This window comes from Streptomyces kunmingensis, from assembly GCF_039533535.1.
Classification (GTDB): domain Bacteria; phylum Actinomycetota; class Actinomycetes; order Streptomycetales; family Streptomycetaceae; genus Streptomyces; species Streptomyces kunmingensis.
In genome coordinates this window covers 531,542-555,780 of record NZ_BAAATS010000027.1, presented here as the reverse complement: position 1 = coordinate 555,780, position 24,239 = coordinate 531,542, and the positions used below count along the sequence as shown (strand labels likewise).

Below are 24,239 nucleotides of genomic sequence, written 5' to 3'. Positions count from 1 at the left end.
CCTGCACCCCGCCACTGACAATGGCCGTGACCTGCGGAAATGACTGGTTCATCGGGGTGACGTGACGCAGAATGGGGGCATGGCGGGCGAGGGCGAATGGGCACGGCACTGGCAGTACGAGCGGCTGCCCGGCCTCGACCTGCTGCGCGCCCGCTACCTGCGGCACACCTTCCCGCGCCACAGCCACGACGGGTATGTGCTCGGGGCGGTCTCCCGCGGAGTCGAAGAGGTCGGGATGCCCGACGACACCGTGCACGCCAGGCCCGGCACCGTCGTCATGATCAACCCCGAGGTGGCGCACACCGCGCGGGCCGCCGGGCCCGACGGCTGGTCGTACTCCACGCTCTATCCGTCGGCGCGGGTCGTCGGCGAGATAGCCGCGGAGACCACCACGATCCGCGGCACCGTGAGTTTCGGCGAGACCATCGTCACCGACCCGCAGGCCGCACACCTCGTCCGCGAGGTGCACCGGGCCGCAGAGCAGGGCAACGCGCTGGCCGCCGACAGCCTGTTGCGGATCGTCCTCGCCCGGCTGCTGCGGGACCACGGCACGGCACTCGCCCCGCGGCCGCTCCGGTCGGCGGGGGCCTCGGCCGCGGCACGCGCGCGTGAGGTACTGGAAGAGGGCATGACGGATCCGCCGTCTCTGGAGACCCTGGCGGCGGACCTCGGCACCAGCTCGTTCGCGCTCCTGCGGGCCTTCCGCGACGCCTACGGGATGCCACCGCACGCCTGGCTCACCAACGCGCGCGTGCGCGTCGCGCGTCGCCTCCTGGAAAAAGGCACGGCGCCCGCCGAGGCGGCCGTGGCCGTCGGCTTCACCGACCAGCCGCATCTGAACCGGCACTTCACCCGGATCGTCGGCGTGCCTCCCGGGGCCTACCAGCGCGAGCGCAAGAACGTACAAGAAACCGCCCAGCGCCCTCTCGTACTGTCCGAGACGTGGCAGAACAGACAACACCCGCAGACATACGACCACCGGACAGCCCCCGCCCCGAGCACGCCGACGAGGCCCTGAAGTCCGACGGCGCGGTCGTCCGTGACGCACTCGGCGTCGGAGTCGCCGTCGGCCTGTCCGGCTTCGCCTTCGGAGTGACCTCGGCGGGCAGCGGCCTCACTGTGCTCCAGACCTGCGCGCTCAGCCTTCTCGTCTTCACCGGGGCGTCGCAGTTCGCGCTGGTCGGCGCGCTCGCGGCCGGCGGCAACCCGTTCACCGCCGCCGCCGGCGCGTTCTTCCTCGGGGTGCGCAACGCGTTCTACGGGCTGCGTCTCTCGCAGCTACTGGCCCTCCCGCGCGCGGTGCGGCCGTTCGCCGCGCACTGGGTCATCGACGAGACGGCGGCGGTCGCCCTGGCCCAGCCGACGCGGCGCAGTGTGCGCATGGGCTTCACCGTCACCGGGCTCACCCTGTACGTCCTGTGGAACCTGACCACGCTCCTCGGCGCCCTCGGAGCCGAGGCCATCGGCGACACCGACGCCTGGGGGATCGACGCGGCCGGTCCGGCCGTCTTCCTCGCGCTGCTGGCACCGATGCTGCGCAGCACCACGGAGCGCGCCGTCGCGGCCGTCGCCGTCGTACTCGGGCTCGGGCTGCTTCCTGTGCTGCCCGCCGGAGTCCCCGTGCTGGTGGCCGCCCTCGCGGCGCCGACCGTGCTCTACATAGAAGGGCGTCGCCGCACTTCCGCTTCCGACGCCGCACAAGGAGGAGACCGATGAACATCTGGATCGCCATCGGTGTCACCGCAGTGGGCTGCTACGCCGTCAAGCTGATCGGTCTGCTCGTACCCGCGGGCGCCCTGGAGCGGCCCGCGGTGAAGCGGCTCGCGGCCCTGCTGCCGGTCGCGCTGCTCGCCGCGCTCACGGCTCAGCAGACGTTCGCGGAGGGCCGCGTCCTGATCCTGGACGCCAAGGCCGCGGGCCTGGCCGCGGCCGCCGTCGCCCTCGTGCTGCGCGCGCCCTTCCTCGTGGTCGTCGCTGTCGCCGTGGTCGCCACGGCCGGGGTACGGGCCCTTACGGGCTGACGTGCCCCCCTGCGTGCCCTGAGTGATGACTACAGGGGACGCCCGTGAGCGCGCAGGGTGCGCAGGGCCTCGATCGTCACCATGGGGCGCGACTCAGCGGTGGCGCCCGGTGCCCATTGGCGCCAGTTGACCGGCCAGCCGCCGTCCTCCCGCTGTTCCCTCTCCAGGTGGTCAAGCGCGCGGGCCATCTCCTCGTCGGTGAACCAGGAGCGGGCCAGCGATTCGGGCGTCTTCGCGTAGTCGTACGGAAAGTGGTGCTCGCCCGGCGCGTAACCAGGAGCGACCGGGTAGTTTTCCATGTGCCCCGGATCGAGGACCACGAGGCGTTGCTCGCGGACGAGACGGCCGAGGCGGTCGGCGGCTGCCCGCGCGCGTGAGCGGTCCGGCACACCGTCCAGGAAGGCGACCGCCGCCTCGACCTCGTACGGATGCGAGGTCTTCAGGGACTCGACGGCGGACCAGCAGAATTCGGTGGCCCTGAACAGCCAGGCGTGCCACACCTCGTTGCGGTGCAGCAGGCCGACCACCGGGCCCGTGGCCAGCAGCTCGCCCGGCGGGTCGTCGACCACGGGGACGAACGGGGCATGCGGATAGCCGCGCTGGCTGGGAAGTACCGCCGGAAGGGCCCCTTCCGGGGTGGACGCGGTGGTCAGATACCGGCACACGCGCTCCACGCGCTGCCCCGAGCACCGTCCGATCGAGTCCAGGACGCGCAGCGCGTGACCTGTGTGCAGGGGCTGGCCGGCGGGGCCGCGCAGATCGGGTTCGAGGGCGTAGCCGTACCCGTCGTCCTCGTTGCGGTAGGCGGCCAGGGCGAGCTCGACGGCGTCGGCCGCGGCGGATGAGGCCTCCAGGAAGTGATAGGCGAAGCGGCGCTGTTCCAGGACGCGCGCGGTCGACCAGACGAACGATTCGGCGCGGGAGAGCGGGGAGCGTGCCGACGGCGATGAGGGGAGTGGGGAAGCTCCGGTTTCAGCCATGCACCGACCGTAGGACGGAAAGCGTTCTCGGCGAGCCTCCCGGACCGGGCCCCACTCTCAGGGGCGGGATACTGGAGGCATGCGGTTGACGGTCTTTTGGCAACGGATGGCGGATCACTTCGGGTCCGGGTACGCCGACACGTTCGCGCGCGATCATGTGATGGCGGGTCTCGGCGGGCGCACGGTGCACGAGGCGCTCGACTCCGGCTGGGAGGCCAAGGACGTCTGGCGCGTGGTGTGCACGACGATGAACGTGCCCGCCGAGAAGCGCTGAGAGCGGTGGCGGGACGGGGGAGTTCACCGATTGTCCCAGGTGTGGGCGAGACTGGCTCCGTGGCAGCGACAGACGAGACCTTCCCGGTGACGGCCGACGCGGCACCGCCCGGTACGGCGCCCCCCGAGCGGCCGCCGGGCCCGACGCCGGTCCCGCGCGCGGGCATGCCGCGGTGGCTGCCGCGCGCCATGGTGCTAGCCCTGGCTCTCATCGCCTGTTTCCAACTGGGCAGTTGGGCCTTCCACCAGATCACCGGGCTGCTGATCAACGTACTGATCGCGTTCTTCCTGGCGCTCGCGGTGGAGCCCGCGGTGAGCTGGATGTCGGCGCGCGGTCTGCGCCGCGGCCTTGCCACGGGCCTCGTCTTCCTCGCCGTGATGATCGCGGGCGCGGGCTTCGTCGTGCTGATGGGGTCGATGCTCGCGGGCCAGATCGTGGACATGGTCGAGGACTTCCCGAAATATCTCGACCAGGTCATCAGCTGGGTCAACCAGACGTTCCACACGGAGCTCAACCGCGTCGAGGTCCAGGACAGCCTGCTGCACTCGGACTGGCTCCAGAAGTACGTCCAGAACAGCGCGACCGGTGTCCTCGACGTCTCCGCGCAGGTGCTCGGCGGCCTCTTCCAGCTCCTGACGGTCACGCTGTTCTCGTTCTACTTCGCCGCCGACGGGCCGCGGCTGCGGCGCGCGCTGTGCTCGGTGCTGCCGCCCGCCAAGCAGGCCGAGGTGCTGCGCGCCTGGGAGATCGCCGTCGACAAGACGGGCGGCTACCTGTACTCGCGCGGCCTGATGGCGCTGATCTCCGGGATCGCCCACTACATCCTGTTGCAGGCCCTCGGGGTGCCCTACGCACCGGTGCTCGCCGTGTGGGTGGGCCTCGTTTCGCAGTTCATCCCGACCATCGGCACCTATCTGGCGGGCGCGCTGCCGATGCTGATCGCCTTCACCGTGGACCCCTGGTACACGCTGTGGGTGTTCATCTTCGTCGTCGTGTACCAGCAGTTCGAGAACTACATGCTGCAACCGAAGCTGACCGCGAAGACGGTGGACATCCACCCCGCGGTCGCCTTCGGGTCGGTCATCGTGGGCACGGCGCTGCTCGGTGCGGTGGGCGCCCTGATCGCGATCCCCGCCGTCGCGACGCTCCAGGCGTTCCTGGGCGCGTATGTGAAGCGGTACGACGTCACCGACGATCCGCGGGTACACGGACACCGCAGGCGCGGCGGCGCGTCGGTCCTGGCCCGCGCACGACGCGCTCTGCGGGGGCCGAACGAGCCCAACGCCGAGGGTCGGTAGGCGGGTCCCGAAGCCGGTCCCGCCGCGCGGCGCGCCCCGCGTGGTGCGCTTGACACTGAAATCGAACATCCATTCTTATGGAGCGACCAGGGGCTTTCTTCTCAGGAATCCCAAGGGATCCGGAGAGAGTGACCGGGCGAGGAGCCTCGAGTTATCCACAGGCGGACGGGCGTCGAGGCCGATTGTCAGTGGCAGGCGTTAGCGTCTTTGACGTGAAGCGATCGACACAAGCAAACCGGGTGGAACCCATGGCAGGAACCGACCGCGAGAAGGCGCTCGAAGCCGCGCTCGCACAGATTGAACGGCAATTCGGCAAGGGCGCTGTCATGCGCATGGGCGAGCGGCCGAATGAACCCATCGAGGTCATCCCCACCGGGTCGACCGCGCTCGACGTCGCGCTCGGCGTCGGCGGCATCCCGCGCGGCCGCGTGGTGGAGGTGTACGGTCCGGAGTCCTCCGGTAAGACGACGCTGACGCTGCACGCCGTGGCGAACGCGCAGCGTGCGGGTGGGTCGGTGGCCTTCATCGACGCCGAGCACGCTCTCGACCCCGAGTACGCCAAGAAGCTCGGCGTCGACATCGACAACCTGATCCTGTCCCAGCCGGACAACGGCGAGCAGGCTCTGGAGATCGTCGACATGCTGGTCCGTTCCGGCGCCCTCGACCTCATCGTCATCGACTCCGTCGCCGCGCTCGTGCCGCGTGCGGAGATCGAGGGCGAGATGGGTGACTCGCACGTGGGTCTGCAGGCCCGTCTGATGAGCCAGGCCCTGCGAAAGATCACCAGTGCGCTCAACCAGTCGAAGACCACCGCGATCTTCATCAACCAGCTCCGCGAGAAGATCGGTGTGATGTTCGGCTCGCCGGAGACCACGACCGGTGGCCGGGCGCTCAAGTTCTACGCCTCGGTGCGCATGGACATCCGCCGCATCGAGACCCTGAAGGACGGCACGGACGCGGTGGGCAACCGCACCCGCGTCAAGGTCGTCAAGAACAAGGTCGCGCCGCCCTTCAAGCAGGCCGAGTTCGACATCCTCTACGGCCAGGGCATCTCCCGCGAGGGCGGCCTGATCGACATGGGCGTGGAGCACGGCTTCGTCCGCAAGGCCGGCGCCTGGTACACGTACGAGGGCGACCAGCTCGGCCAGGGCAAGGAGAACGCGCGCAACTTCCTCAAGGACAACCCCGACCTGGCCAACGAGATCGAGAGGAAGATCAAGGAGAAGCTGGGCGTCGGTGTCCGTCCGGAGGAGCCCGCCGTCGAGCCGGCCGCCGACGTGGTGGCCGGGGCGCCCGTCGAGGACGCCGCAAAGACGGTGCCCGCTCCCAAGGTCGCCAAGACCAAGGCCGCGGCGGCCAAGAGCTAGTCCGTGACACGACGAACCGACTGGGGTGAGTACGACGCCCGCCCCGCCGTCCCCGAGGGCCGGGGGCACGGGGGCGACGAGGCGTACGACGATGCCGCGTACGGGGAAGCCGGGCACGACGTCGAAGCGGGGGACGGTGCGGCGGGCGGGCCGCGCCGCGGGGGACGTTCGCGTGGCGGGGCCGGGCCGCGCGGACGCCGACGCCGGAGCGGGTTCGGGGATCCGTCCGGCGCCACGGGGGACGACGGCCCCCCTGACTCGTCGGGGGGCGGGCGAGGGGAGCCGTCAGGGGACCCGGCGGAGCGGGCACGGAACATCTGCCTACGTCTGCTCACCGGGACCCCGCGCACGCGCAAACAGCTGGCGGACGCTCTGCGCAAGCGGGAGATCCCGGACGAGGTGGCGGAGGAGGTGCTGTCCCGGTTCGAGGAGGTCGGGCTGATCAACGACAGCGCCTTCGCGGACGCCTGGGTGGAGTCCCGGCACCACGGGCGGGGACTGGCCCGTCGGGCGCTCGCCCGTGAGCTGCGCACCAAGGGCGTGGACTCCACGGTGATCGACGAGGCGGTCGGGCAGCTCGACGCCGAGCGGGAGGAGGAGACCGCGCGCGAGCTCGTCGCGCGCAAGCTCCGCTCCACGCGCGGCCTCGACCGCGACAAGAGGCTGCGCCGCCTCGCGGGCATGCTCGCCCGCAAGGGGTACCCCGAGGGCCTGGCGCTCCGTGTGGTGCGTCAGGCGCTGGAGGAAGAGGGGGAGGAGACGGAGGACCTGGGGTTCGGGGAGTAGAGGCGTCGGAGGCCGGCAGGGCGGGGACTGTACGCCTCGGTGACCGGCAGGGCGGGGACCTTACGCCTCGGTGACCGGCAGGCCCGCCGTTCGCCACGCCTGGAAGCCGCCCACCAGGTCCGTCGCCCGGTGCAGCCCCAACTGACGCAGGGACGCGGCCGCGAGGCTGGAGGCGTAGCCCTCGTTGCAGACGACGATCACGCGAAGATCATGATGTGTCGCCTCGGGCGCGCGGTGACTGCCCTGGGGGTCGAGACGCCACTCCAGTTCGTTGCGCTCGACCACCAGCGCTCCGGGGATCAGCCCGTCGCGCTCGCGCAGCGCCGCGTACCGGATGTCGACCAGGAGTGCCTCACCTCCGGAGGCCGCGTCGAAGGCCTCCCGCGCTTCGACGCGGTCGAGTCCGGACCGCACCTGTTCCAGCAGCTCGTCGATGCCCACCCGGCGGGGGTCCGCGGCGCTCACTGCCAGTCCTTCGGGCGCTCCACCGACTCCAGGCGCAGCACCTGACCGGTGCGGCTGTAGCGGCGGATCTGCGGGAGCGGCGGGTAGTAGGCGTGCACCGAGACGGCGTGCTCGCTGAGGGACTCGTTCAGGACCTCGTGCACATGGTGGCGGCCGAAGGCGCGGCCCTGACCGGACGTCAGACTCCGTTGCCTGTCGACTCCTTCGGAGAGTTCCAGGGTCTGCCAGCCGTCGGCGGGCAGCCGGGCAGCCAGGGCGTTCTCCCGCAGCTCACCCGACGCGGTGAGGAAGGCGCCGACGGACTCGGCGTGGTCGTGCCAGCCGGTGCCGGTGCCGGGCGGCCAGCCGATGAGCCAGGCCTCGCTGCCGCCGGGACCTTCGAGCCGTACCCACGTGCGGCCCTCCGGATCCAGCGGCAGGGAGGCGATGAGGTCGCGGTCGGCAGCGGTGCGGCGGACGAAGTCGAGCAGCTCGGCCTGGGTGGGCGCCACGCCCTGCGCAGCCGGACCGGACGAGGCGGGGGCAGAGTCGGGGGACGTCAGGGGCGCGGATGACGTGGTCGTCGTGGGAAGAGACACAAATACCGTCCTGGAGTTCGCGAAGGACGCGTGCCGCGGGGCGCCGAAGGGACCGGCAGCGCGGGGCAGGCACGCGGAAGGGGAAAAGGCGAATTCAGCAGGACGGGCGACACACGCAGCCCGCATAGCGGACGAGGTCCATATGGACCCTCCGCCACAGGCGTACATCGGTGTCGATCGTCACGCTCCGGAGTACACCACGGAGGCGGATGCCGGTCAACTCACGTCCAGAAACCCCGGCTCAGCCTCGCAAGCGGCCTGTTGCAGGGCCTGTTACAGGGCCTGTTGCTGGCCCGCTGGCCGGCCACCAGCGGCACACGAGTAACCCGCGAGCGGCCCGCGAGTGGCGCGCGACACAACGCCCCTCGCGCGCCCCCGGAGACACGTGATCAGGCAGGTCCACCCGTTCTCGCCGCGGACTCCACCGGTTCGCCCTCGGGTGCGGCGCCGCCGAGCGCCGTCTGTGCCGCCTCGTACAGTTCCGCGGGGCGCACTCCGCTGAGCGCCGTCACGAGATGCCCGTCGGGCCGGATCAGCAGCACGGTATGGGCGGCAGCCCCGGGGTAGCTCTCCGCGACGAGCAGTTCCGCCTCGTGCGGCAGCGCGGCGATGGCCGCCGCGAGCCGGGGCATCAGCCCCGCGGACATCCAGTGCTTGCGCTCCCACACACCGGTGCCGGGCGCGACGAGGACGACGAGCAGGTGTCCGAGGCCCAGCCGGTCGCGCAGCCGGACGAACGAACCGTCGGGCGCCGTCACCCGCACATCGGCGATCGGGGCGCCCGGTGCGGTGCCCACGTCCACCTGTGATTCGGTGGGCAGGGGTGCGAGAGGCGAGTCGGTGTACGCCCCCGGCGCGCCCAGCGGGCCGTGACCCAGGTGACCGTCCGTGAGCAGAGCGTCGTGGCCCCGGGCGCCTCCGGGAACGTAGGCCCGCAGTCCTCTCGGCCCCTTACCGCCGCGCAGTATCGGCAGCGCCTGGTCCGCGGCGCGCAGACGGGCGGCGACGATGGCGCGGCGCTCTGCCTGGTAGCTGTCGAGCAGTGCGGCGGGGGCCGGGTGCGGCCCGTCGTGCCAGGTCAGGGCCAGCTTCCAGGAGAGGTTGTCCGCGTCGCGCAGCCCCTCGTCCAGGCCCTGGGTGCCGAGCGCCCCCAGCAGATGTGCGGCGTCGCCGGCGAGAAAGGCCCGGCCCACGCGCCAGCGGCGGGCGAGACGGTGGTGGACGGTGTGGACGCCCGTGTCGAGCAGTTCGTACGGCGGGGTGGAGCCTCCGCACCAGCCCGCGAGGGTCTCCCGGATGCGCGCCACCAGCACGTCGGGGGTGACCAGGTCGCTGCGGGGCGGCAGCAGCCAGTCCAGGCGCCAGACGCCGTCGGCGAGGGGGCGGCCGACGACCTCCGAGCCCGCCGGACCCGAGGTCCGCCACGGAGGGCTCCGATGGAGCAACGCCTCACCGGGCCACGGAAGTTCCGTGCGCAGCGCGGCGACCGCATGCCGTTCGACGGCGGTACGGCCCGGGAAGCGGATGTCGAGCAGTTTGCGGACCGTGGAGCGGGGGCCGTCGCAGCCCACCAGATAACTGCCGCGCCACCACGTGCCCTTGGGGCCGCGCGTGTGCGCGGTCAGCCCTGACCTGTCCTCCTCGATCGAGTCGAGGCGGCTGTCGACGGCGACCTTGATGAGCGGCTCCCGCGCGACGGCCTCGCGCAGCGCGCCGGTCAGTTCGTGCTGGGCGATGTGGAGCGGTGCGGGGGACTGCTCACCGAAGGTGAGTGTACGCATCTCCTGTTTGCGGCGCAGGGAACGCCAACCGGTCCAACGGGAGCCGGCCCGGTCGAACGACGTACCCGACAGGCGCTCGACGAGCGCGGCGGTGTCCTCACGCAGGACGACGGTGCGGGCGGGACGCTGCTCGTCCTTGCCGGGACCCTCGTCGAGCACCACGGACGGGACGTCGTGGCGGGCGAGGGCGAGGGACAGCGCGAGCCCGACGGGGCCCGCGCCGACGACGATCACCGGATCCACGGCGCGGCCCCTCCTGCCCCGGGAAGTCCGCCGGAAAGTGTCCCGCGCGGTGCGGGTGGCGTACTGGACGTACAAGAAGGGGCAGTTGGAGCGGGGTGCACGTTCACAGAGCGTATGCAACCCATTGCCGGTGCTTGCGTCAAGTGACGGAGGCAGTGGCGATCATGCCACTGCCTCCGAGACACCGGAACGGTCGATGATGGTGCGTGTCGTTCCGTCAGGCGCCGCCGGCGCCGCCGGTGCCGCCCTTGCCGAGAGCCTGCTCGATCTCCGACATCTCCACGGTGGGTTCGCCCGCGGGAGCCACGGCCACGCCCTTCTTGGTGCGACGTCCCCGCCGCTCGATCCATGTGGCCAGCGACGACAGTGCCAGACACATCGCGATGTAGATGGCGCCCACGACGATGACCACCGCGGTGATGGGGTTGTCGCCGTTGACGATGATGTTGTTGGCCATCGTGCGGGCCGCGAAGAGCAGCTCGCCGTAGGTGATGATGTAGCCGAGCGAGGTGTCCTTGAGGGTCACCACGAGCTGGCTGATCATCGTCGGCAGCATGGCGCGGACGGCCTGCGGCAGCAGCAGCATCGTCATCACCTGGGACTTGCGCAGCCCCAGTGCGTACGCCGCCTCGACCTGGCCGCGCGGTACGGCGTTGACGCCGGCGCGGATGACCTCGGCCTGGACACAGCCGTTGTAGACGGTCAGGCCGATGGTGAGCGCCCAGAAGGCGGAGTTCTCGCCGACGATCCCGAGGTTCTCCTTGTAGGTGAGGAAGAGCACCCACAGGGCGTAGATCGTGATCAGCAGCGGGATGGCGCGGAACAGCTCGATGAAGCCGGTGGCGAACCACCTGACCGACTTGTGGTCGGACAGGCGTGCCACCGCGAGGAGCAGACCGAGCACCAGGGAGAGCACACCGGCGGCGGCGAACACCTTCAGGGTGGTCAGCACACCGTCACGGATGTTGGCGCGGACTCCCGCGTTGTTGAAGATGTTCCAGACCTCGGACTCCAACTGGCCCGTGGCGTTCATCCGGTAGAGGGTGAACGCGATCAGGCCGAGCACCGCGAGGGAGCCGACGACCGTGTAGATCCGGTTGCGCACCTGGGCCTTGGGGCCGGGTGCGTCGTACAGGACGCTCGAACTCATCGTGCGACCCCCATGCGCCGCTCGAGCAGCCGGAAGAGACCGCTGATGGTGAAGGTGATGACGAGGTAGCCGAGGGCCACCCACAGGAAGATCCAGCCGATGGCGTAACCCTTGTCGCTCAACAGCTTCTGCACCCCGAAGAGTTCGGCGACGCTGAAGGCGCCCGCGATGGCCGAGTTCTTGGTCAGCGCGATGAAGATCGAGCTGAGCGGCGGCAGCACGGTCCGCGTGGCCTGCGGCAGGATGATCATGCGCAGCGTCTGGGAGAAGGTCATGCCGATCGACCTGGCGGCCTCGGCCTGGCCCAGCGGCACCGTGTTGATGCCGGAGCGGACGGCTTCACAGACGAACGCCGAGGTGTAGCAGCCCAGCGCGAGCAGCGCCTTGGTCCACGGGTTGAGGCCCGGCAGGAAGATGACCGGGATGACGAACCAGACGACAAGGAAGAGCAGCGTCAGGGGCGTGTTGCGGAACAGCGTGACCCAGGCGGTGCCGAACAGTCGAAGGGGCGGGACGGGGGAGACACGGAAGCCGGCGATGATCACGCCGAGGACCATCGCCAGGAGCCCGCTGGCCAGGGTCAGCAGGACGGTGCCTATGAACCCCTCGCGAAACTCCGGGAGATAGTCGAGCAATACGTTCACGGGGATGTCCTCGTGGGCGGCAGCGGACGGGCGACAGGGAGACGGACAGCAAGGGCCACGCCGCGGGCGCATCGCAGGGATGCGCCCGCCGCGGAAGAGAACCCCTCAGGCGTCGATCAGTAGGCGCTGATCAGTAACGCGCGAGCGCCGGCGGCTCGGTGTACGCGGAGCCGGACAGGCCGAGCGTCGCGTCGTACGCCTTCTTGTAGTCGCCGTTCTTCTGGTGCGCCTCGATGGCGTCGCTGACCGCGTCGCGCAGCGCCTTGTCGTCCTTGTTCATGCCGACGCCGTACGGCTCCTTGGTGAAGGGCTTGCCGACGACCCGCAGCTTCTCGGGGCGCTGGGCGGCGTAGCCCTTGAGGATCGCGTCGTCGGTGGTGACGGCGTCGACCTCGTTGTTGAGGAGCTGCTGCACGCACTCGGAGTACTTCGACAGCTCGATGGTCTTCGCGCCGTACTTGGGCTTCTTGATCTCCTGGAGCGGAGTCGAGCCCTTGATGGAGCAGACCGTCTTGCCCTTGAGCGAGTCCGGGCCGGTGATGGCCTTGTCGTCCTTGCGCACCAGGAGGTCCGCGCCGGCCAGGAAGTACGGGCCGGCGAAACCGACCTGCTTCTTGCGCTCGTCGTTGATCGTGTAGGTGCCTACGTAGAGGTCGACCTCGCCCTTGGAGATGGTGGTCTCACGGACGTTCGAGTCGACCGTCTTGAACTCGACCTGGGACGGCTTGAAGCCGAGGTCGGCGGCGACCATCTTGGCGATCTCGATGTCGAAGCCGGACCGCTTGCCGTCCGTGTCCTCGAAGCCGAGGTAGGGCTGGTCGTTCTTGGCACCCACGACGATCTTGCCGGCCTTCTGGGCCCGCTTCAGGGCCGCGGAGTCCAGCTTGACGTCCGTGGCGACCTTGTAGGTGGGCAGCTTCGGCTGGTTCTTGCCGCCGGTGGTGCCGGCGGGCTTGTCACCGGCGTTGCCGGACTCGCCGCCACAGGCGGTAGCGGTCAGAGCGAGCACGGCCAAGGTCGCCGCAGCGGCGGATTTGCGGAGCTTCATGGTGAACATCCTTCGTGTCGGCCTTCGTGTCGGCAGATTCGGCAGTGAACTAGTGGTGCAGGATCTTCGACAGGAAGTCCTTGGCCCGGTCGCTGCGCGGGTTGCTGAAGAACTGGTCGGGGGCGGACTCCTCGACGATCCGGCCGTCCGCCATGAAGACGACGCGGTTGGCCGCCGAGCGGGCGAAGCCCATCTCGTGCGTGACCACCACCATCGTCATGCCGTCCCGGGCGAGCTGCTGCATCACCTCGAGCACCTCGTTGATCATCTCCGGGTCGAGCGCCGACGTCGGCTCGTCGAAGAGCATGATCTTCGGGTCCATCGCCAACGCCCGTGCGATGGCGACACGTTGCTGCTGGCCGCCGGAGAGCTGTGCGGGGTACTTGTCCGCCTGGGCGCCTACCCCGACCCGGTCGAGCAGCGTCCGGGCCTTCTCCTCGGCCTTTTTCTTGTCCGCCTTGCGGACCTTGACCTGACCCAGCGTCACGTTCTCGAGCACGGTCTTGTGCGCGAAGAGGTTGAAGGACTGGAACACCATGCCCACGTCCGCACGCAGCCTGGCCAGTTCCTTGCCCTCCTGGGGCAGCGGCTTGCCGTCGATCGTGATGCTGCCGGAGTCGATCGTCTCCAGGCGGTTGATCGTGCGGCACAGCGTCGATTTGCCGGAGCCCGAGGGGCCGATGACGACGACGACCTCACCTCGCGCGACGGTCAGGTCGATGTCCTGCAGCACGTGCAGCGCTCCGAAGTGCTTGTTCACTTCGCTCAGCGCGACCAGTGCGTCGCCCGCAGGGGGAGTGGCGTCCTTGGTCACCGAAACTTCGGTCATCGGGGTCTTGCTCCATCCTCCTCGGTTGGGAGGACATTAATAACGCCATGCGACCAGCGTCATTACATCTGAGGGGAAATTGAGCATAACGATCCGGCCGCAACCGGACACCATGTGTGAAGAGGGCGGGGCTGGCGCGTACCGGCTGCATAACGGAACACGGCCGTGACCGGCAGACTCTTGACGGCATCCGCATGTATCGGCGTGGATGCCTTGGTGAACCTGAAGAATCCGGGACGGGAGAGGGGGCCGGAATGAGACTGCTGCTCGTCGAGGACGACGACCATGTGGCCGCGGCCCTGTCCGCCGTGCTGGCCCGGCACGGTTTCTCGGTGCTGCACGCCCGTAACGGCGAGGAGGCGCTCCAGGCCCTCGTCCCCGAACCCGACGGCTTCGGAGTCGTCCTGCTCGACCTGGGCCTGCCCGACCAGGACGGTTACGAGGTCTGCGGCAAGATCCGCAAGCGCACGTCGACGCCCGTCATCATGGTGACCGCGCGCGCGGACGTACGCTCGCGCATCCACGGGCTCAATCTCGGCGCGGACGACTACGTGGTGAAGCCCTACGACACCGGCGAACTGCTGGCCCGCATCCATGCCGTGAGCCGGCGCAACACAGGTGCGGAGAGTGCGCCGGTGGCCGAGAGCGGGCTGCGGCTCGGCGCCGTCCACATCGAACTGCCCACCCGGCAGGTCACGGTGGACGGATCCGTCGTGCAGCTCACCCGCAAGGAGTTCGACCTGCTGGCCCTGCTCGCGCAGCGGCCGGGCGTCGTCTTCCGCCGGGAGCAGATCATCAGCGAGGTGTGGCGCACGAGTTGGGAGGGGACGGGGCGCACCCTGGAGGTCCATGTCGCCTCCCTGCGCTCCAAGCTGCGGATGCCCGCGCTCATCGAGACCGTGCGCGGCGTCGGTTACCGCCTCGTGGCCCCGGCCGCGTAGCGGAAGCCGTAGAGTCCCCGGGTGCGCGCCCGTCTGCTTCCGCTGCTCATCGTCCTCATGGCGGGCGTGCTGCTCGCGCTCGGGTTCCCGCTCGCGGTGAGCGTGGCCTCCGCACAGCAGCAGAAGGTCGTCGTCGACCGGATCGACGACACGGCCCGCTTCGCCTCGCTCGCGCAGTTCGTCACGACCCGGCCGGACGAGGGCGGGGAGGACGTGGCGGACGAACGGCAGCAGACGCTGCAGAAGGAACTCGCCCGCTACCACGACGTGTACGGCATAAAGGCCGGCGTCTTCTACCGCACCTGGGAGCCGATGGGGCGGGCGCCGGGTGACTTGCGGGTGCCACGGGACGGCGCCCTGCGGGCCGCGTTCGACGAGGCGCTGTACTCGCGCGGCAGCCACGATCCGCCACAGGTGTGGCCGTGGCAGCGGGGCCGGCTCGTGGTCGCCTCACCGGTCATCAGGGACGGTGACGTCGTCGCGGTCGTCGTCACCGACTCGCCCACCGACGCGATGCGGGCCGCGACACTGCGCGGCTGGCTCCTCATCGCGGCCGGCGAGGTCGCCGCGATGCTCCTCGCGGTGGGCGCCGCGCTGCGCCTGACCGGCTGGGTGCTGCGTCCGGTCCGGGTCCTCGACGCGACCACCCACGACATCGCCACCGGACGCCTGAAGTCGCGGGTCGCGGCCGCCGGCGGCCCGCCGGAACTCCGGCGCCTGGCCCGGTCGTTCAACGAGATGGCGGACAACGTCGAGGACGTGCTCGAGCAGCAGCGCGCCTTCGTCGCCGACGCCTCGCACCAACTCCGCAACCCGCTCGCCGCCCTGCTGCTGCGCATCGAGGTCCTGTCCTACGAACTACCGGAGGGGAACGAGGAGATCGCGTCCGTACGGGCCGAGGGCAAGCGCCTGGCCCGGGTCCTCGACGACCTGCTCGACCTGGCCCTGGCCGAGCACGCCGACGCCGACCTGCAGCTGACCGACATCGGTGAGCTGGCCGCCGAGCGCGTCGAGGCCTGGCGCCTGACGGCGGACGAGAAGGGTGTACGGCTGGTCGCCGACTGCCCCGCGGTGACCGGCTGGGCCGACCCGGTCGCGCTGTCCAGCGCCCTGGACGCGGTGATCGACAACGCCCTGAAGTTCACGCCCGCGGGCGAGCAGGTCACGGTCACGGTCGCGGCGAACGGGGAGAGCAGCGCCATCGTCGTCGCCGACCACGGCCCCGGTCTGCGCGAGGAGGAGCTCGCCCGGATCGGCGACCGGTTCTGGCGCAGCGGCCGGCACCAGAACATCAAGGGCTCGGGCCTCGGCCTGTCCATCTCCCGGGCGCTGCTGACAGCGGGCGGCGGCTCCCTCACGTACGCCCCGCACGAACCGCACGGGCTGAAGGTGACGGTGCGCGTGCCCAGGGCGGCGCCGGTGCCGGAGCCCCGGGGCGGCTCTCAGGGCTTGACGGACCGGTAGTAGCGGCGCGCGCCCTCGTGCAGGGAGAGCGGGTCCGTGTAGACGGCCGTCCTGAGGTCGACGAGCTGCGCCGCGTGCACCTCGGCGCCGATGTGGTCGCGGCTGTCGATGACCGTACGCGTCATCGCCTCGGTCAGTTCCGGATCGGTGCGATCGGTGGTGACCAGCAGGTTCGCCACGGCGAGCGTGCTGACGGCCTTGCCCTGCTGGGCGGCCGGATAGGCGTCGGCGGGCATCACGGCGGCCCGGTAGTAGCGGGACGACTCGCCCTGTCTGTGCAGTTCGTCGACGAGGCTGCCGAGTTCGACGAGGCGGACCGGGAACTTCGCCGACAGGTTGCGGACGTGGTTGGTGGGTAGGCCGCCCGACCAGAAGAACGCGTCGATCTCCCCCGACTTGAGGGCCTGGGGCATGGCGTCTATGCCGATACCCACGGGCGTGACGTCCCTGTTGATGTCCAGGCCCGCCGCGCGCAGCACCTTGTCGGCGATGAGCCGCACGCCCGAGCGGTCCCCGCCCACGGCGACCTTCTTGCCGCGCAGGTCGGCGACCTTCCGCACGGAGGAGGAGTCCGCCACGACGAGCTGCATGTAGTCGTCGTAGAGGCGGGCGCAGCCGCGCAGGCGCAGCGCGCCCGGCCGGTCCTCGTATTGGTACTTGGCGACCGCGTCGGCCGCGGCGATGGTGAAGTCGGCCTTGCCGGTGGCGACCCGCTCCACGTTGTCCCATGAACCCTCGCTGCCGGTGAGGGTCACGTCGAGCCGGGGGAGGTCGTGGGACAGGGCCGTCTTCAGCAGGTTGCCGTACTTCTCGTAGACGCCGGTGCGGGCGCCCGTGCTGATCGTGACCCGTCCACTCTGCGCCGGTTCGCCCAGGGGGAGCAGCCACCACAGCAGCAGTCCGAACACGACGAGCCCGGCCGTGGCTCCGGTGAGTGCGCGGCGGCGGGTGACACGGGTGAACGGAGCGGGCATACGCGCGATCCTGCCAGCTCGGACCGGGTGCTGACCAGGCCTGGCGGGCTTCTCGCGGGGCAGCGGCAGGCCCTCGGTCCCTGCCCGTCCGGTTGCCGGCGGGGTGCCGGAGCCCACCGGGTGGACGCTGCCCTCGGCCGCTCGTGATCGCCGGTCTGTCTCGGGCGGGGACCGTGCTGTCCCAAATGGTCTGTCTCAGACCGGCGGCGCCGCCTGGACGAGGCGCCCGTGGGCGATGAGGGAGGCCGCCTGCTTGAGGCGCCGGACCCGGATGCTGACTCCGTACCCGTCGATGCCGGGAACAGCCGCGACGCGCGTCGTCAGATAGCGGTACAGATCCTCGGCGTCCCGGCAGGCGACGCTCACCATCACGTTGTGGTCGCCGCTGGTCGCCGCCGCGAAGGCGACCTCGTCGTGACGGGCCAGCTCCTCACCGGCCCGGGCGAGGCGGGCCGGTGCCACGCGCAGCCAGAGCGTGGCGTTGAGCCGGTGGCCCAGCAGCTCGGGCAGCAGATCGACGTCGTAGAGGAGCGTTCCCGACCGCTCGAGCCTCTCGAGGCGGCGGGCGACCCGGGCCTTCGACCAGCCGGTGAGCCCGGCGAGCCGGGTGTGCGTGACGCGTCCGTCCTCCGCGAGGGCCGCGAGCAGGGGCGCGTCCTCGTCGGCGGGCGGCCGGGCCGGGCCGATGGGCCCAGGAGGCCGCTGCGCTTGGAGGAGGCGGGTCTGTTCGGCCGTGAGGGGATCGCCGTACCCGGTCCAGTTGCCCGGCACCCCGGCGCCGAAGGGGTGGATGATCAGGTCGATGCTGACGTCCAGGACTGCGGCGGCCCGGGGCAACTGACGCAGCAGGACGTCCTCGCGCGCGGCGTCGACCGGCGCGCTGATCACACAGACGATCTCCGAACCGCCGGAGACCAGCGCGGCGTAGGCGATGTCCGGCCGCTGGGCCAGTGCGTGCGCGAGCGGCCCGACCCGGTCCGGGCGGCAGCGGACCCGCGCGACCCAGCGGGCGTCGCCGTACACGGCCGGGTCGACGAGGCCGACCACCCGCATGACGCCGCTGCGCCGCAGACCCTGGTAGCGGCGGGCGGCGGTCTGTTCGGAGACCCCGGCGATCTCGCCGATCAGCCGGAACGGCGCGCGGGGCGCGATCTGCAGCGAGCGGAGGATCGTCCTGTCGACGGCGTCAAGCATGAGGGAAGTATGCAGCCGAACGCTCTGGGCTGGAGGTTCTGGTGCACTTCCCGCTTCTGCATAGGCGTTCGACGCGGCGCACGCCGAATCTGGCTCTCCGGGCGATCACGTCCGTGTCGGGCGATCACGTCCCTGCCGGGCGATCACGCCCGTGCCGGGTGGCTGCGCCCGCGTCCAGAAGGAGAGTTCTCTTGAACGTCACGACACCGGCGAGCAGCGCGGGGGACCGCAGAGCGGCCACCCTCTTCATGGCCTGCCTCGGCGTCTTCGTCGCCTACCTGCCGATCACCACCGTCGCCGTGAGCCTGCCGGCGATCCAGGAGGCGCTCGGCGCGACCACGTCCCAACTGGCCTGGGTCCAGGACGCCTTCGTACTGCCGATGGCCGCGTTCATCCTCACCGCGGGCGTCTTCGGCGACGTACACGGCAGGAAGAAGGTGTTCCAGGCCGGGCTGCTGTTCTCGGCCCTCGGCGCCGCGATCGCGCTGTCCGCGCAGTCCGTGCAGGTGCTGTGGCTCGGGCAGGCGTTCGCGGGCCTCGGCGCGGCGACCCTGCTGCCGACCACGCTGGCCCTCATCAGCCACGCGGTGCCGGACGTCAGGGAGCGCGGCAAGTACATCGGGCTGTGGGCCATGTCCCTGCTCGCGGCGCTGACCGTGGGCCCGCTCATCGCCGGGCCGGTCATCGACCACACCGCCTGGCGCTGGATCTACGTGCTGCCGATCCCGGTCTCGCTGATCACCATGGTGGTGGCCGCCCGGCTGCTGGCCGACTCGCGCGCCGCGCACGGCCGCACGCTGGACTGGCCCGGTCAGCTCACCGCCATGGTCGCGGTCACCGCGCTGGTGTACGGGGTCATCGAGGGCGGCGCCGCGTCCTTCACCGAGACCAGGGTCGTGCTCGCCCTGGCGGTGGCCGTGCTCGGCGGCATCGGCTTCGTCCTGGCCGAGCGGCGCAGCGACAGCCCGATGCTGGACCTGACCCTGTTCCGCAGCCCGGGGTTCACCGCCGCCACCCTCGTCGCCATGATCACCTTTCTGGCGCTCATCGGCTTCTTCTTCCTGCTCAGCCTGTACTTCGGCATGGTGCAGCGGCTCGACACGCTGGACGCCGGTGTCCGGTTGCTGCTGGTCTCCGCGGCGGCTCTCGTGGTGGGCGGTCCCGCCGGACGTCTGATGCACCGGATCTCGCCCCGCGCGATGATCACCTCGGGGCTGCTGGTCGTCTCCGCGGCGCTCTTCTCGCTGCTCACCCTCGACGTGGACACGTCGTTCGGGTCCGTCGCCTGGCGGCTGATCGTGCTGGGCCTCGGCATGGGCTGCGTCATCACGCCGATGACCGCCACCGCGGTCTCCGCTGTGCCCTACCCCCTCGCGAGCATGGCGGCGGCGGGCAACAACGCCTTCCGGCAGGTCGGCGGCGCCCTTGGTCCTGCCGTGCTCGGCGCCCTGCTGACCACCAGGGCGCTGGATTCGTTCCCGGAGCGGCTGGCCGACGCCGGCGTCACGGGAGAGGCCGGTCGGCGGGCTGTCGCGGCGGCGCATGACGGCGGGCTCGGCGCGGTCGCCGGCGCCGACCTGGGTGCGGCCACCGGACCGGCCATGGGCGCCGTGGGGGAGGCGTTCCTCGACGGTATGCGCCTGTGCCTCACGGTCGCCGGAACACTCACCCTCGTAGCGGCGCTGGTCGCGTTCCTCCTGCTGCGTACGCCGGTTCGGCGCACGCAGCAGCCCGCGCCGACGGCGGAACCCGTGCCGACCGAAGTCCCCGGCTAAATGTAGGCGAAATTGCTGACAATTTTGTGAGCGATTCCTATTGTGGTGCCCGCAGCCGGACCGAACGCGTCCGCGCCCCAACCGGGCGCGGACGCCGGGGAGTTGTCCGTAGAGCCGCGATGACAGGAGACGCACGTGAAGCGCAGGACAGTGGTCATGGGACTCACCGCGGCCGCCGCCGCGGCACCGACGGCCGCTCTCGCCACTGCCTCAATGGCGAGAGCTGCCGCGCCGCCCTCCCTGGTCTTCGACCCGCACGCGTACACGGAGCTCACCGCCACCATCAAGGACACCGAGGGCACCGCCCACGAGGTCGTCTACCGCTTCACCGAGGTCGCCTCCTACGTGGCGAAGCCGGTGGACCCCGCGTACCAGTCCCTGAACGTCAGCGTCCCGGTGACGATCGACGGCAAGGCCGTGGACGCCGGGCGCGCGCCCATCCTGCTGGCCAACCAGATAGGCGGGTACATGCCGTCCTCGGTGGCGGGCGCCACCGGGATCAACGCCTCCGGGATGGGCGGCGGCACCAGCCGCCAGGGCCTCGCGCTCGCCGCCGGATACGTGGTCGTGGAGCCCGGCGCCCGCGGCCGTACCCTCGTCGACTCCAGTGGTACGTATTACGGCACCGCGCCCGCTGTGATCGTCGACCTGAAGGCGGCCGTCCGGTACCTGAGGTTCAACAAGGGGCGCGTCCCCGGCGACGTGGACCGCATCGTCTCCGGCGGAGTCAGCGCGGGCGGCGCCCTCTCGGCCCTGCTCGGCGCCTCGGGCGACAGCCCGCTCTACCGTCCCTACCTGGAGGAACTCGGCGCGGCCCCCGCCTCGGACGCGATCTTCGCCACCGGCACGTGGTGCCCCATCACGGACCTGGAGCACGCCGACATGGCCTACGAGTGGTGCTGGGGAAGCAACCCCCTCAGTGGTGGCTCCTTGGTGGACCGCACCACTTCCAGGGAACTCGCGACTACATATGCCGACTATCTGGCTTCGCTCCACCTGAAGGCGAAGGGTTTCGGCTCCCTCACCGCCCGCAACCTGGACGCGTACCTCCTGAAGACCTACATGGAGCCGTCGGCCACGAAATACCTCGCCTCCTTGTCGGCCGAGGACCGCACCGCCTACCTGGCCGCCAACCCGTTCATCACCTGGTCCCACGGCCGGGCCACCTTCACCTGGGACGACTTCCTGACCCACGTAGGCCCCCGGAAGAAGAACGCCCCGGCCTTCGACGACTTCGCCATGACCAGCCCCGAGACCAACCTCTTCGGCACGGGCACGACCAGAGCCCGCCACTTCACCCTCTACAGCCTCCGCCACGAGAACGGCGGCAGCGCCCGCCTCGACCCCGACCTGCCCGCCAAGCTCGACCTGATGAACCCCATGCACCACCTGTCCGGTCAAGGCAACGGCCACCGCTCCCGGCACTGGTGGATCCGGCTCGGCACCAAGGACACCGACACCTCGCACACGGTCGCGGGCAACCTCTCCGCCCGGCTCACCGCACTCGGCGACGACGTGGACACGGCCTACTACTGGGACGCCGGTCACGGCGCCGACCAGGACCCCGCCGACTTCATCCGCTGGATCGCCGCCGTCGCGGACCGCCGCAAGTAGCGGGGGAAGGACACAGGGGCGGCTCGGGGCGCCCCTGTGCACCCCATACCCTTGTTGTCATGAGCAGCAGCCAGCCGAGCCCGTCCGTGGACGACCGTTCACCCAATCCCGCCAAGACGTACGAAGTACGCACCTACGGGTGCCAGATGAACGTCCACGACTCCGAGCGCCTGTCGGGCCTCCTGGAGGGCGCGGGTTACGTCCGCGCCCCCGAGGGCTCCGACGGCGACGCCGACGTCGTGGTCTTCAACACGTGCGCGGTGCGCGAGAACGCGGACAACAAGCTCTACGGCAACCTGGGCCGGCTCGCTCCGAGGAAGACACAGCGCCCGGGCATGCAGATCGCCGTGGGCGGCTGCCTCGCCCAGAAGGACCGCGACACCATCGTGAAGAAGGCGCCCTGGGTGGACGTCGTCTTCGGCACGCACAACATCGGCAAGCTGCCCGTCCTCCTGGAGCGCGCCCGCGTCCAGGAAGAGGCACAGGTCGAGATCGCCGAGTCCCTGGAGGCCTTCCCCTCCACGCTGCCGACCCGCCGCGAGAGCGCGTACGCGGCCTGGGTGTCCATCTCGGTCGGCTGCAACAACACCTGCACCTTCTGCATCGTGCCCGCCCTGCGCGGCAAGGAGAAGGACCGCAGGACCGGCGACATCCTCGCGGAGATCGAGGCCCTGGTCGGCGAGGGCGTCAGCGAGATCACCCTGCTCGGCCAGAACGTGAACGCGTACGGCAGCGACATCGGCGACCGCGAGGCCTTCAGCAAGCTGCTGCGCGCCTGTGGGCAGATCGAGGGCCTGGAGCGCGTGCGCTTCACGTCCCCGCACCCGCGCGACTTCACCGACGACGTGATCGCCGCCATGGCCGAGACGCCGAACGTGATGCCGCAGCTGCACATGCCGATGCAGTCCGGTTCGGACACGGTCCTCAAGGCGATGCGCCGCTCGTACCGCCAGGAGCGCTTCCTCGGCATCATCGACAAGGTCCGCGCCGCCATGCCGGACGCGGCGATCTCCACCGACATCATCGTGGGCTTCCCCGGCGAGACCGAGGAGGACTTCGAGCAGACGATGCACGCCGTGCGCGAGGCCCGCTTCGCCAACGCCTTCACCTTCCAGTACTCCAAGCGCCCCGGGACCCCGGCCGCGACCATGGAGGGGCAGATCCCCAAGGAGGTCGTCCAGGCGCGCTACGAGCGTCTCGTCGCCCTCCAGGAGGAGATCTCCTGGGAGGAGAACAAGAAGCAGGTCGGCCGCACCCTGGAGCTCATGGTCGCCGAGGGCGAGGGCCGCAAGGACGGCTCCACGCACCGCCTCTCCGGCCGCGCCCCCGACAACCGCCTGGTCCACTTCACCAAGCCGGACGGCGAGGTCCGCCCGGGCGACGTCGTCACGGTCGAGATCACCTACGCCGCCCCGCACCACCTGCTCGCCGAGGGCCCCGTCCTGAACGTGCGCCCCACGCGCGCGGGCGACGCCTGGGAGCGGCGCACCAAGGAACAGCAGGACAAGAAGCCGGGCGTCCTGCTGGGCCTGCCCAAGGTGGGCGTACCGGAGCCGCTGCCGGCGGTCACGGGCGGCTGCGCCGTCGACTGAGCCGGCCTACGAGAGTGAGGGGGGACACGTGGCCACCGCATGGCTGATCACGCGTGAACTGAGCCAGGGGAGAGAGGCGCACGGGGCCGAGCCGGTCGCACGCTTCGAGGCCACCCGCGAGGAGGCCCGCCGCAGGCTGTACGAGACGGCGTGCACGCACCGGTTCAGCCGCGCCCTGCAACAGCAGCGCCGCGAGGTGTTCCGGCAGGACCCGGACGTCTACCACGTGCAGATCGAGGGCAAGCTGGCCACCTATCACCTGCGGTACTGCCTCAGCGAGCTGGTCTGGAGCACCGACGGGCCGGCGCCGGGCCACCCGTCCGCGGGCGCTGCGGAGGCCGGGGACGCCGTCCCCGACGTCTGGCGGGCACCCGACCAGTAAGCTGCCGATCATGCTTGTCGCCGCAGCCGTCTGCCCCTGTCCGCCTCTGCTCGTACCGGAGGTCGCGGCCGGCGCCGCCCCCGAGCTGGACGCCGCGCGCGAGGCGTGCGACGAGGCGATCGGCGCGGTCCTCGCCGCCGGCCCCGACCTGGTGTGGGTGATCGGCCAGGGCCCGCGCCCCGGTGTCCACCGCCCTGGTGCCCGAGGCTCGTTCCGCCCCTTCGGCGTCGACCTCGACGTGTACCTCGGAGCACCGGACGAGTCCGCCGACGTCACGCTCGCGCCGTCCCTGGCCGTGGGCGCCTGGCTCCTCACGCGCGCGGGGTGGACCGGCGAGACCCGCGGTCACGAGGTGGCGCCGGACGACTCGGCGTTCGCCGGCGCGGACGGCGCGTGGCGCCTCGGCGAGGGCCGCACGGGCAAGGAGCGCGTGGGCTTCCTGGTCATGGGCGACGGCACCGCCTGCCGCACGGTGAAGGCCCCCGGGTACCTGGACGAGCGCGCCGACGGGGTCGACTCACGGATCGCGGAGTCCCTGCGCACCCTCGACCGGGACGGCTACCTGGCCCAGCTGGACGCCGGGCTCGCCGCCGAGCTGAAGATCTCCGGCCGCGCGCCCTGGCAACTCCTCTCCGCGGCCTGGTCCCAGGACCACGGCGACGACGGCACGGGCCGCCTCCTGTACGAGGACGCGCCCTACGGAGTGGGCTACTTCGTGGCCTCTTGGACGTAGCGCTGCCGCGGCCGAGTCGCTGTAGTGCCCAGCGCTCGTGATCAGTACATCCAGCGCCTCCGGCCCACGGGAGACGGCGACGGCCGCGAAACCCGAGGGCTTCGCG

25 protein-coding genes are annotated in these 24,239 nt (G+C 70.8%); 14 read left to right on the top strand and 11 right to left on the bottom strand.

The genetic code is table 11. The annotated features are described in order from the left end of the window. Positions 1 to 79: 79 nt before the first annotated feature. The 3 genes from ABD366_RS30760 to ABD366_RS30750 are packed head-to-tail and all read left to right on the top strand — an operon-like array spanning position 80 to position 2,021. The gene (locus tag ABD366_RS30760) at positions 80 to 1,018 is read left to right on the top strand and encodes an AraC family transcriptional regulator (protein WP_324769255.1); all 939 of its coding nucleotides are present in this window, start codon (positions 80 to 82) and stop codon (positions 1,016 to 1,018) included. Beyond that, the gene (locus ABD366_RS30755; RefSeq protein WP_411293704.1) at positions 943 to 1,716 is read left to right on the top strand and encodes an AzlC family ABC transporter permease; all 774 of its coding nucleotides are present in this window, start codon (positions 943 to 945) and stop codon (positions 1,714 to 1,716) included. The genes ABD366_RS30760 and ABD366_RS30755 overlap by 76 nt, the downstream gene beginning before the upstream one ends. Next, complete coding sequence (locus ABD366_RS30750; RefSeq protein WP_324769064.1) at positions 1,713 to 2,021, top strand: AzlD domain-containing protein; 309 nt, start codon at positions 1,713 to 1,715, stop codon at positions 2,019 to 2,021. The genes ABD366_RS30755 and ABD366_RS30750 overlap by 4 nt, the downstream gene beginning before the upstream one ends. 29 nt (positions 2,022 to 2,050) lie before the next feature. On the opposite strand, the gene ABD366_RS30745 is transcribed toward ABD366_RS30750, so the two are convergent. Beyond that, entirely contained in the window at positions 2,051 to 3,001 is a 951-nt protein-coding gene (locus ABD366_RS30745; RefSeq protein WP_324769065.1) for a hypothetical protein, read from the bottom strand. 79 nt (positions 3,002 to 3,080) lie between these two features. On the opposite strand from ABD366_RS30745, the gene ABD366_RS30740 reads away from it, so the two are divergent. From ABD366_RS30740 to recX, 4 genes are all read left to right on the top strand, one after another. Beyond that, positions 3,081 to 3,275 carry a DUF3046 domain-containing protein gene (locus ABD366_RS30740; RefSeq protein ID WP_324769067.1) on the top strand — a complete coding sequence of 65 codons (195 nt, stop codon included), beginning with the start codon at positions 3,081 to 3,083 and terminating at the stop codon, positions 3,273 to 3,275. 59 nt (positions 3,276 to 3,334) lie between these two features. Beyond that, positions 3,335 to 4,573: an AI-2E family transporter gene (locus ABD366_RS30735; protein WP_324769068.1), complete on the top strand. Its 1,239-nt coding sequence runs from the start codon at positions 3,335 to 3,337 to the stop codon at positions 4,571 to 4,573. 248 nt (positions 4,574 to 4,821) lie between these two features. Further along, positions 4,822 to 5,940 carry a recombinase RecA gene (gene recA / locus ABD366_RS30730; protein ID WP_324769070.1) on the top strand — a complete coding sequence of 373 codons (1,119 nt, stop codon included), beginning with the start codon at positions 4,822 to 4,824 and terminating at the stop codon, positions 5,938 to 5,940. A 3-nt stretch (positions 5,941 to 5,943) separates the two neighbouring features. Beyond that, positions 5,944 to 6,726 carry a recombination regulator RecX gene (gene recX / locus ABD366_RS30725; RefSeq protein WP_324769071.1) on the top strand — a complete coding sequence of 261 codons (783 nt, stop codon included), beginning with the start codon at positions 5,944 to 5,946 and terminating at the stop codon, positions 6,724 to 6,726. A gap of 60 nt (positions 6,727 to 6,786) precedes the next feature. Here recX and ABD366_RS30720 read toward each other — a convergent pair whose 3' ends face one another. From ABD366_RS30720 to ABD366_RS30685, 8 genes are all read right to left on the bottom strand, one after another. Next, complete coding sequence (locus ABD366_RS30720; protein ID WP_411293708.1) at positions 6,787 to 7,197, bottom strand: rhodanese-like domain-containing protein; 411 nt, start codon at positions 7,195 to 7,197, stop codon at positions 6,787 to 6,789. Then, the gene (locus ABD366_RS30715) at positions 7,188 to 7,733 is read right to left on the bottom strand and encodes a cupin domain-containing protein (protein WP_324769257.1); all 546 of its coding nucleotides are present in this window, start codon (positions 7,731 to 7,733) and stop codon (positions 7,188 to 7,190) included. Before ABD366_RS30715 ends, ABD366_RS30720 begins: the two co-directional genes overlap by 10 nt. A gap of 130 nt (positions 7,734 to 7,863) precedes the next feature. Beyond that, the gene (locus ABD366_RS30710) at positions 7,864 to 7,953 is read right to left on the bottom strand and encodes a putative leader peptide (protein WP_344442854.1); all 90 of its coding nucleotides are present in this window, start codon (positions 7,951 to 7,953) and stop codon (positions 7,864 to 7,866) included. 205 nt (positions 7,954 to 8,158) lie between these two features. Beyond that, complete coding sequence (locus ABD366_RS30705; protein ID WP_324769074.1) at positions 8,159 to 9,793, bottom strand: FAD-dependent monooxygenase; 1,635 nt, start codon at positions 9,791 to 9,793, stop codon at positions 8,159 to 8,161. A gap of 217 nt (positions 9,794 to 10,010) precedes the next feature. Continuing rightward, a complete protein-coding gene (locus ABD366_RS30700) occupies positions 10,011 to 10,943 on the bottom strand; it encodes an amino acid ABC transporter permease (protein WP_324769075.1) in 933 nt (310 codons plus the stop codon). Next, positions 10,940 to 11,587: an amino acid ABC transporter permease gene (locus ABD366_RS30695; protein WP_324769076.1), complete on the bottom strand. Its 648-nt coding sequence runs from the start codon at positions 11,585 to 11,587 to the stop codon at positions 10,940 to 10,942. Before ABD366_RS30695 ends, ABD366_RS30700 begins: the two co-directional genes overlap by 4 nt. A gap of 130 nt (positions 11,588 to 11,717) precedes the next feature. Continuing rightward, a complete protein-coding gene (locus tag ABD366_RS30690) occupies positions 11,718 to 12,635 on the bottom strand; it encodes a glutamate ABC transporter substrate-binding protein (RefSeq protein ID WP_324769077.1) in 918 nt (305 codons plus the stop codon). Positions 12,636 to 12,684: 49 nt separating this feature from the next. Further along, positions 12,685 to 13,464, bottom strand: coding sequence for an amino acid ABC transporter ATP-binding protein (locus ABD366_RS30685; RefSeq protein ID WP_324769078.1), 780 nt, complete (start codon positions 13,462 to 13,464; stop codon positions 12,685 to 12,687). Positions 13,465 to 13,718: 254 nt separating this feature from the next. Here ABD366_RS30685 and ABD366_RS30680 point away from each other — a divergent pair, with 254 nt between their 5' ends. Next, positions 13,719 to 14,405 carry a response regulator transcription factor gene (locus ABD366_RS30680; protein ID WP_324769080.1) on the top strand — a complete coding sequence of 229 codons (687 nt, stop codon included), beginning with the start codon at positions 13,719 to 13,721 and terminating at the stop codon, positions 14,403 to 14,405. Positions 14,406 to 14,426: 21 nt separating this feature from the next. After that, positions 14,427 to 15,869 carry a sensor histidine kinase gene (locus ABD366_RS30675; protein WP_324769081.1) on the top strand — a complete coding sequence of 481 codons (1,443 nt, stop codon included), beginning with the start codon at positions 14,427 to 14,429 and terminating at the stop codon, positions 15,867 to 15,869. On the opposite strand, the gene ABD366_RS30670 is transcribed toward ABD366_RS30675, so the two are convergent. Beyond that, complete coding sequence (locus ABD366_RS30670) at positions 15,848 to 16,843, bottom strand: TAXI family TRAP transporter solute-binding subunit (protein ID WP_324769082.1); 996 nt, start codon at positions 16,841 to 16,843, stop codon at positions 15,848 to 15,850. The genes ABD366_RS30675 and ABD366_RS30670 overlap by 22 nt on opposite strands. A 195-nt stretch (positions 16,844 to 17,038) precedes the next feature. Further along, on the bottom strand, positions 17,039 to 18,037 hold the full coding sequence (locus ABD366_RS30665) for an Lrp/AsnC family transcriptional regulator (protein WP_324769083.1): 999 nt from the start codon (positions 18,035 to 18,037) through the stop codon (positions 17,039 to 17,041). Between the two features lie 191 nt (positions 18,038 to 18,228). Between ABD366_RS30665 and ABD366_RS30660 the strand changes: the two genes are divergently transcribed. The 5 genes from ABD366_RS30660 (at position 18,229) to ABD366_RS30640 (ending at position 24,133) form a co-directional block, all read left to right on the top strand. After that, positions 18,229 to 19,812: a DHA2 family efflux MFS transporter permease subunit gene (locus tag ABD366_RS30660; RefSeq protein WP_324769084.1), complete on the top strand. Its 1,584-nt coding sequence runs from the start codon at positions 18,229 to 18,231 to the stop codon at positions 19,810 to 19,812. A 135-nt stretch (positions 19,813 to 19,947) separates the two neighbouring features. Then, the gene (locus ABD366_RS30655) at positions 19,948 to 21,426 is read left to right on the top strand and encodes a subtype B tannase (RefSeq protein ID WP_324769085.1); all 1,479 of its coding nucleotides are present in this window, start codon (positions 19,948 to 19,950) and stop codon (positions 21,424 to 21,426) included. Positions 21,427 to 21,485: 59 nt separating this feature from the next. Then, complete coding sequence (miaB, locus tag ABD366_RS30650; RefSeq protein WP_324769086.1) at positions 21,486 to 23,018, top strand: tRNA (N6-isopentenyl adenosine(37)-C2)-methylthiotransferase MiaB; 1,533 nt, start codon at positions 21,486 to 21,488, stop codon at positions 23,016 to 23,018. 28 nt (positions 23,019 to 23,046) lie between these two features. Then, the gene (locus ABD366_RS30645; RefSeq protein ID WP_324769087.1) at positions 23,047 to 23,400 is read left to right on the top strand and encodes a hypothetical protein; all 354 of its coding nucleotides are present in this window, start codon (positions 23,047 to 23,049) and stop codon (positions 23,398 to 23,400) included. 10 nt (positions 23,401 to 23,410) lie between these two features. Next, positions 23,411 to 24,133, top strand: coding sequence for a class III extradiol dioxygenase subunit B-like domain-containing protein (locus ABD366_RS30640; protein WP_324769088.1), 723 nt, complete (start codon positions 23,411 to 23,413; stop codon positions 24,131 to 24,133). Positions 24,134 to 24,239: the final 106 nt, after the last annotated feature.

Excerpts from the sequence above, each read along its gene's own strand:
- ABD366_RS30760 (WP_324769255.1), top strand. The coding sequence starts at position 80 with ATGGCGGGCGAGGGCGAATGGGCACGGCACTGGCAGTACGAGCGGCTG.
- ABD366_RS30750 (WP_324769064.1), top strand. The coding sequence starts at position 1,713 with ATGAACATCTGGATCGCCATCGGTGTCACCGCAGTGGGCTGCTACGCC.
- ABD366_RS30745 (WP_324769065.1), bottom strand. The coding sequence starts at position 3,001 with ATGGCTGAAACCGGAGCTTCCCCACTCCCCTCATCGCCGTCGGCACGC.
- ABD366_RS30740 (WP_324769067.1), top strand. The coding sequence starts at position 3,081 with ATGCGGTTGACGGTCTTTTGGCAACGGATGGCGGATCACTTCGGGTCC.
- recA (WP_324769070.1), top strand. The coding sequence starts at position 4,822 with ATGGCAGGAACCGACCGCGAGAAGGCGCTCGAAGCCGCGCTCGCACAG.
- ABD366_RS30700 (WP_324769075.1), bottom strand. The coding sequence starts at position 10,943 with ATGAGTTCGAGCGTCCTGTACGACGCACCCGGCCCCAAGGCCCAGGTG.
- ABD366_RS30690 (WP_324769077.1), bottom strand. The coding sequence starts at position 12,635 with ATGAAGCTCCGCAAATCCGCCGCTGCGGCGACCTTGGCCGTGCTCGCT.
- ABD366_RS30685 (WP_324769078.1), bottom strand. The coding sequence starts at position 13,464 with ATGACCGAAGTTTCGGTGACCAAGGACGCCACTCCCCCTGCGGGCGAC.
- ABD366_RS30680 (WP_324769080.1), top strand. The coding sequence starts at position 13,719 with ATGAGACTGCTGCTCGTCGAGGACGACGACCATGTGGCCGCGGCCCTG.
- ABD366_RS30670 (WP_324769082.1), bottom strand. The coding sequence starts at position 16,843 with ATGCCCGCTCCGTTCACCCGTGTCACCCGCCGCCGCGCACTCACCGGA.
- ABD366_RS30665 (WP_324769083.1), bottom strand. The coding sequence starts at position 18,037 with ATGCTTGACGCCGTCGACAGGACGATCCTCCGCTCGCTGCAGATCGCG.
- miaB (WP_324769086.1), top strand. The coding sequence starts at position 21,486 with ATGAGCAGCAGCCAGCCGAGCCCGTCCGTGGACGACCGTTCACCCAAT.
- ABD366_RS30640 (WP_324769088.1), top strand. The coding sequence starts at position 23,411 with ATGCTTGTCGCCGCAGCCGTCTGCCCCTGTCCGCCTCTGCTCGTACCG.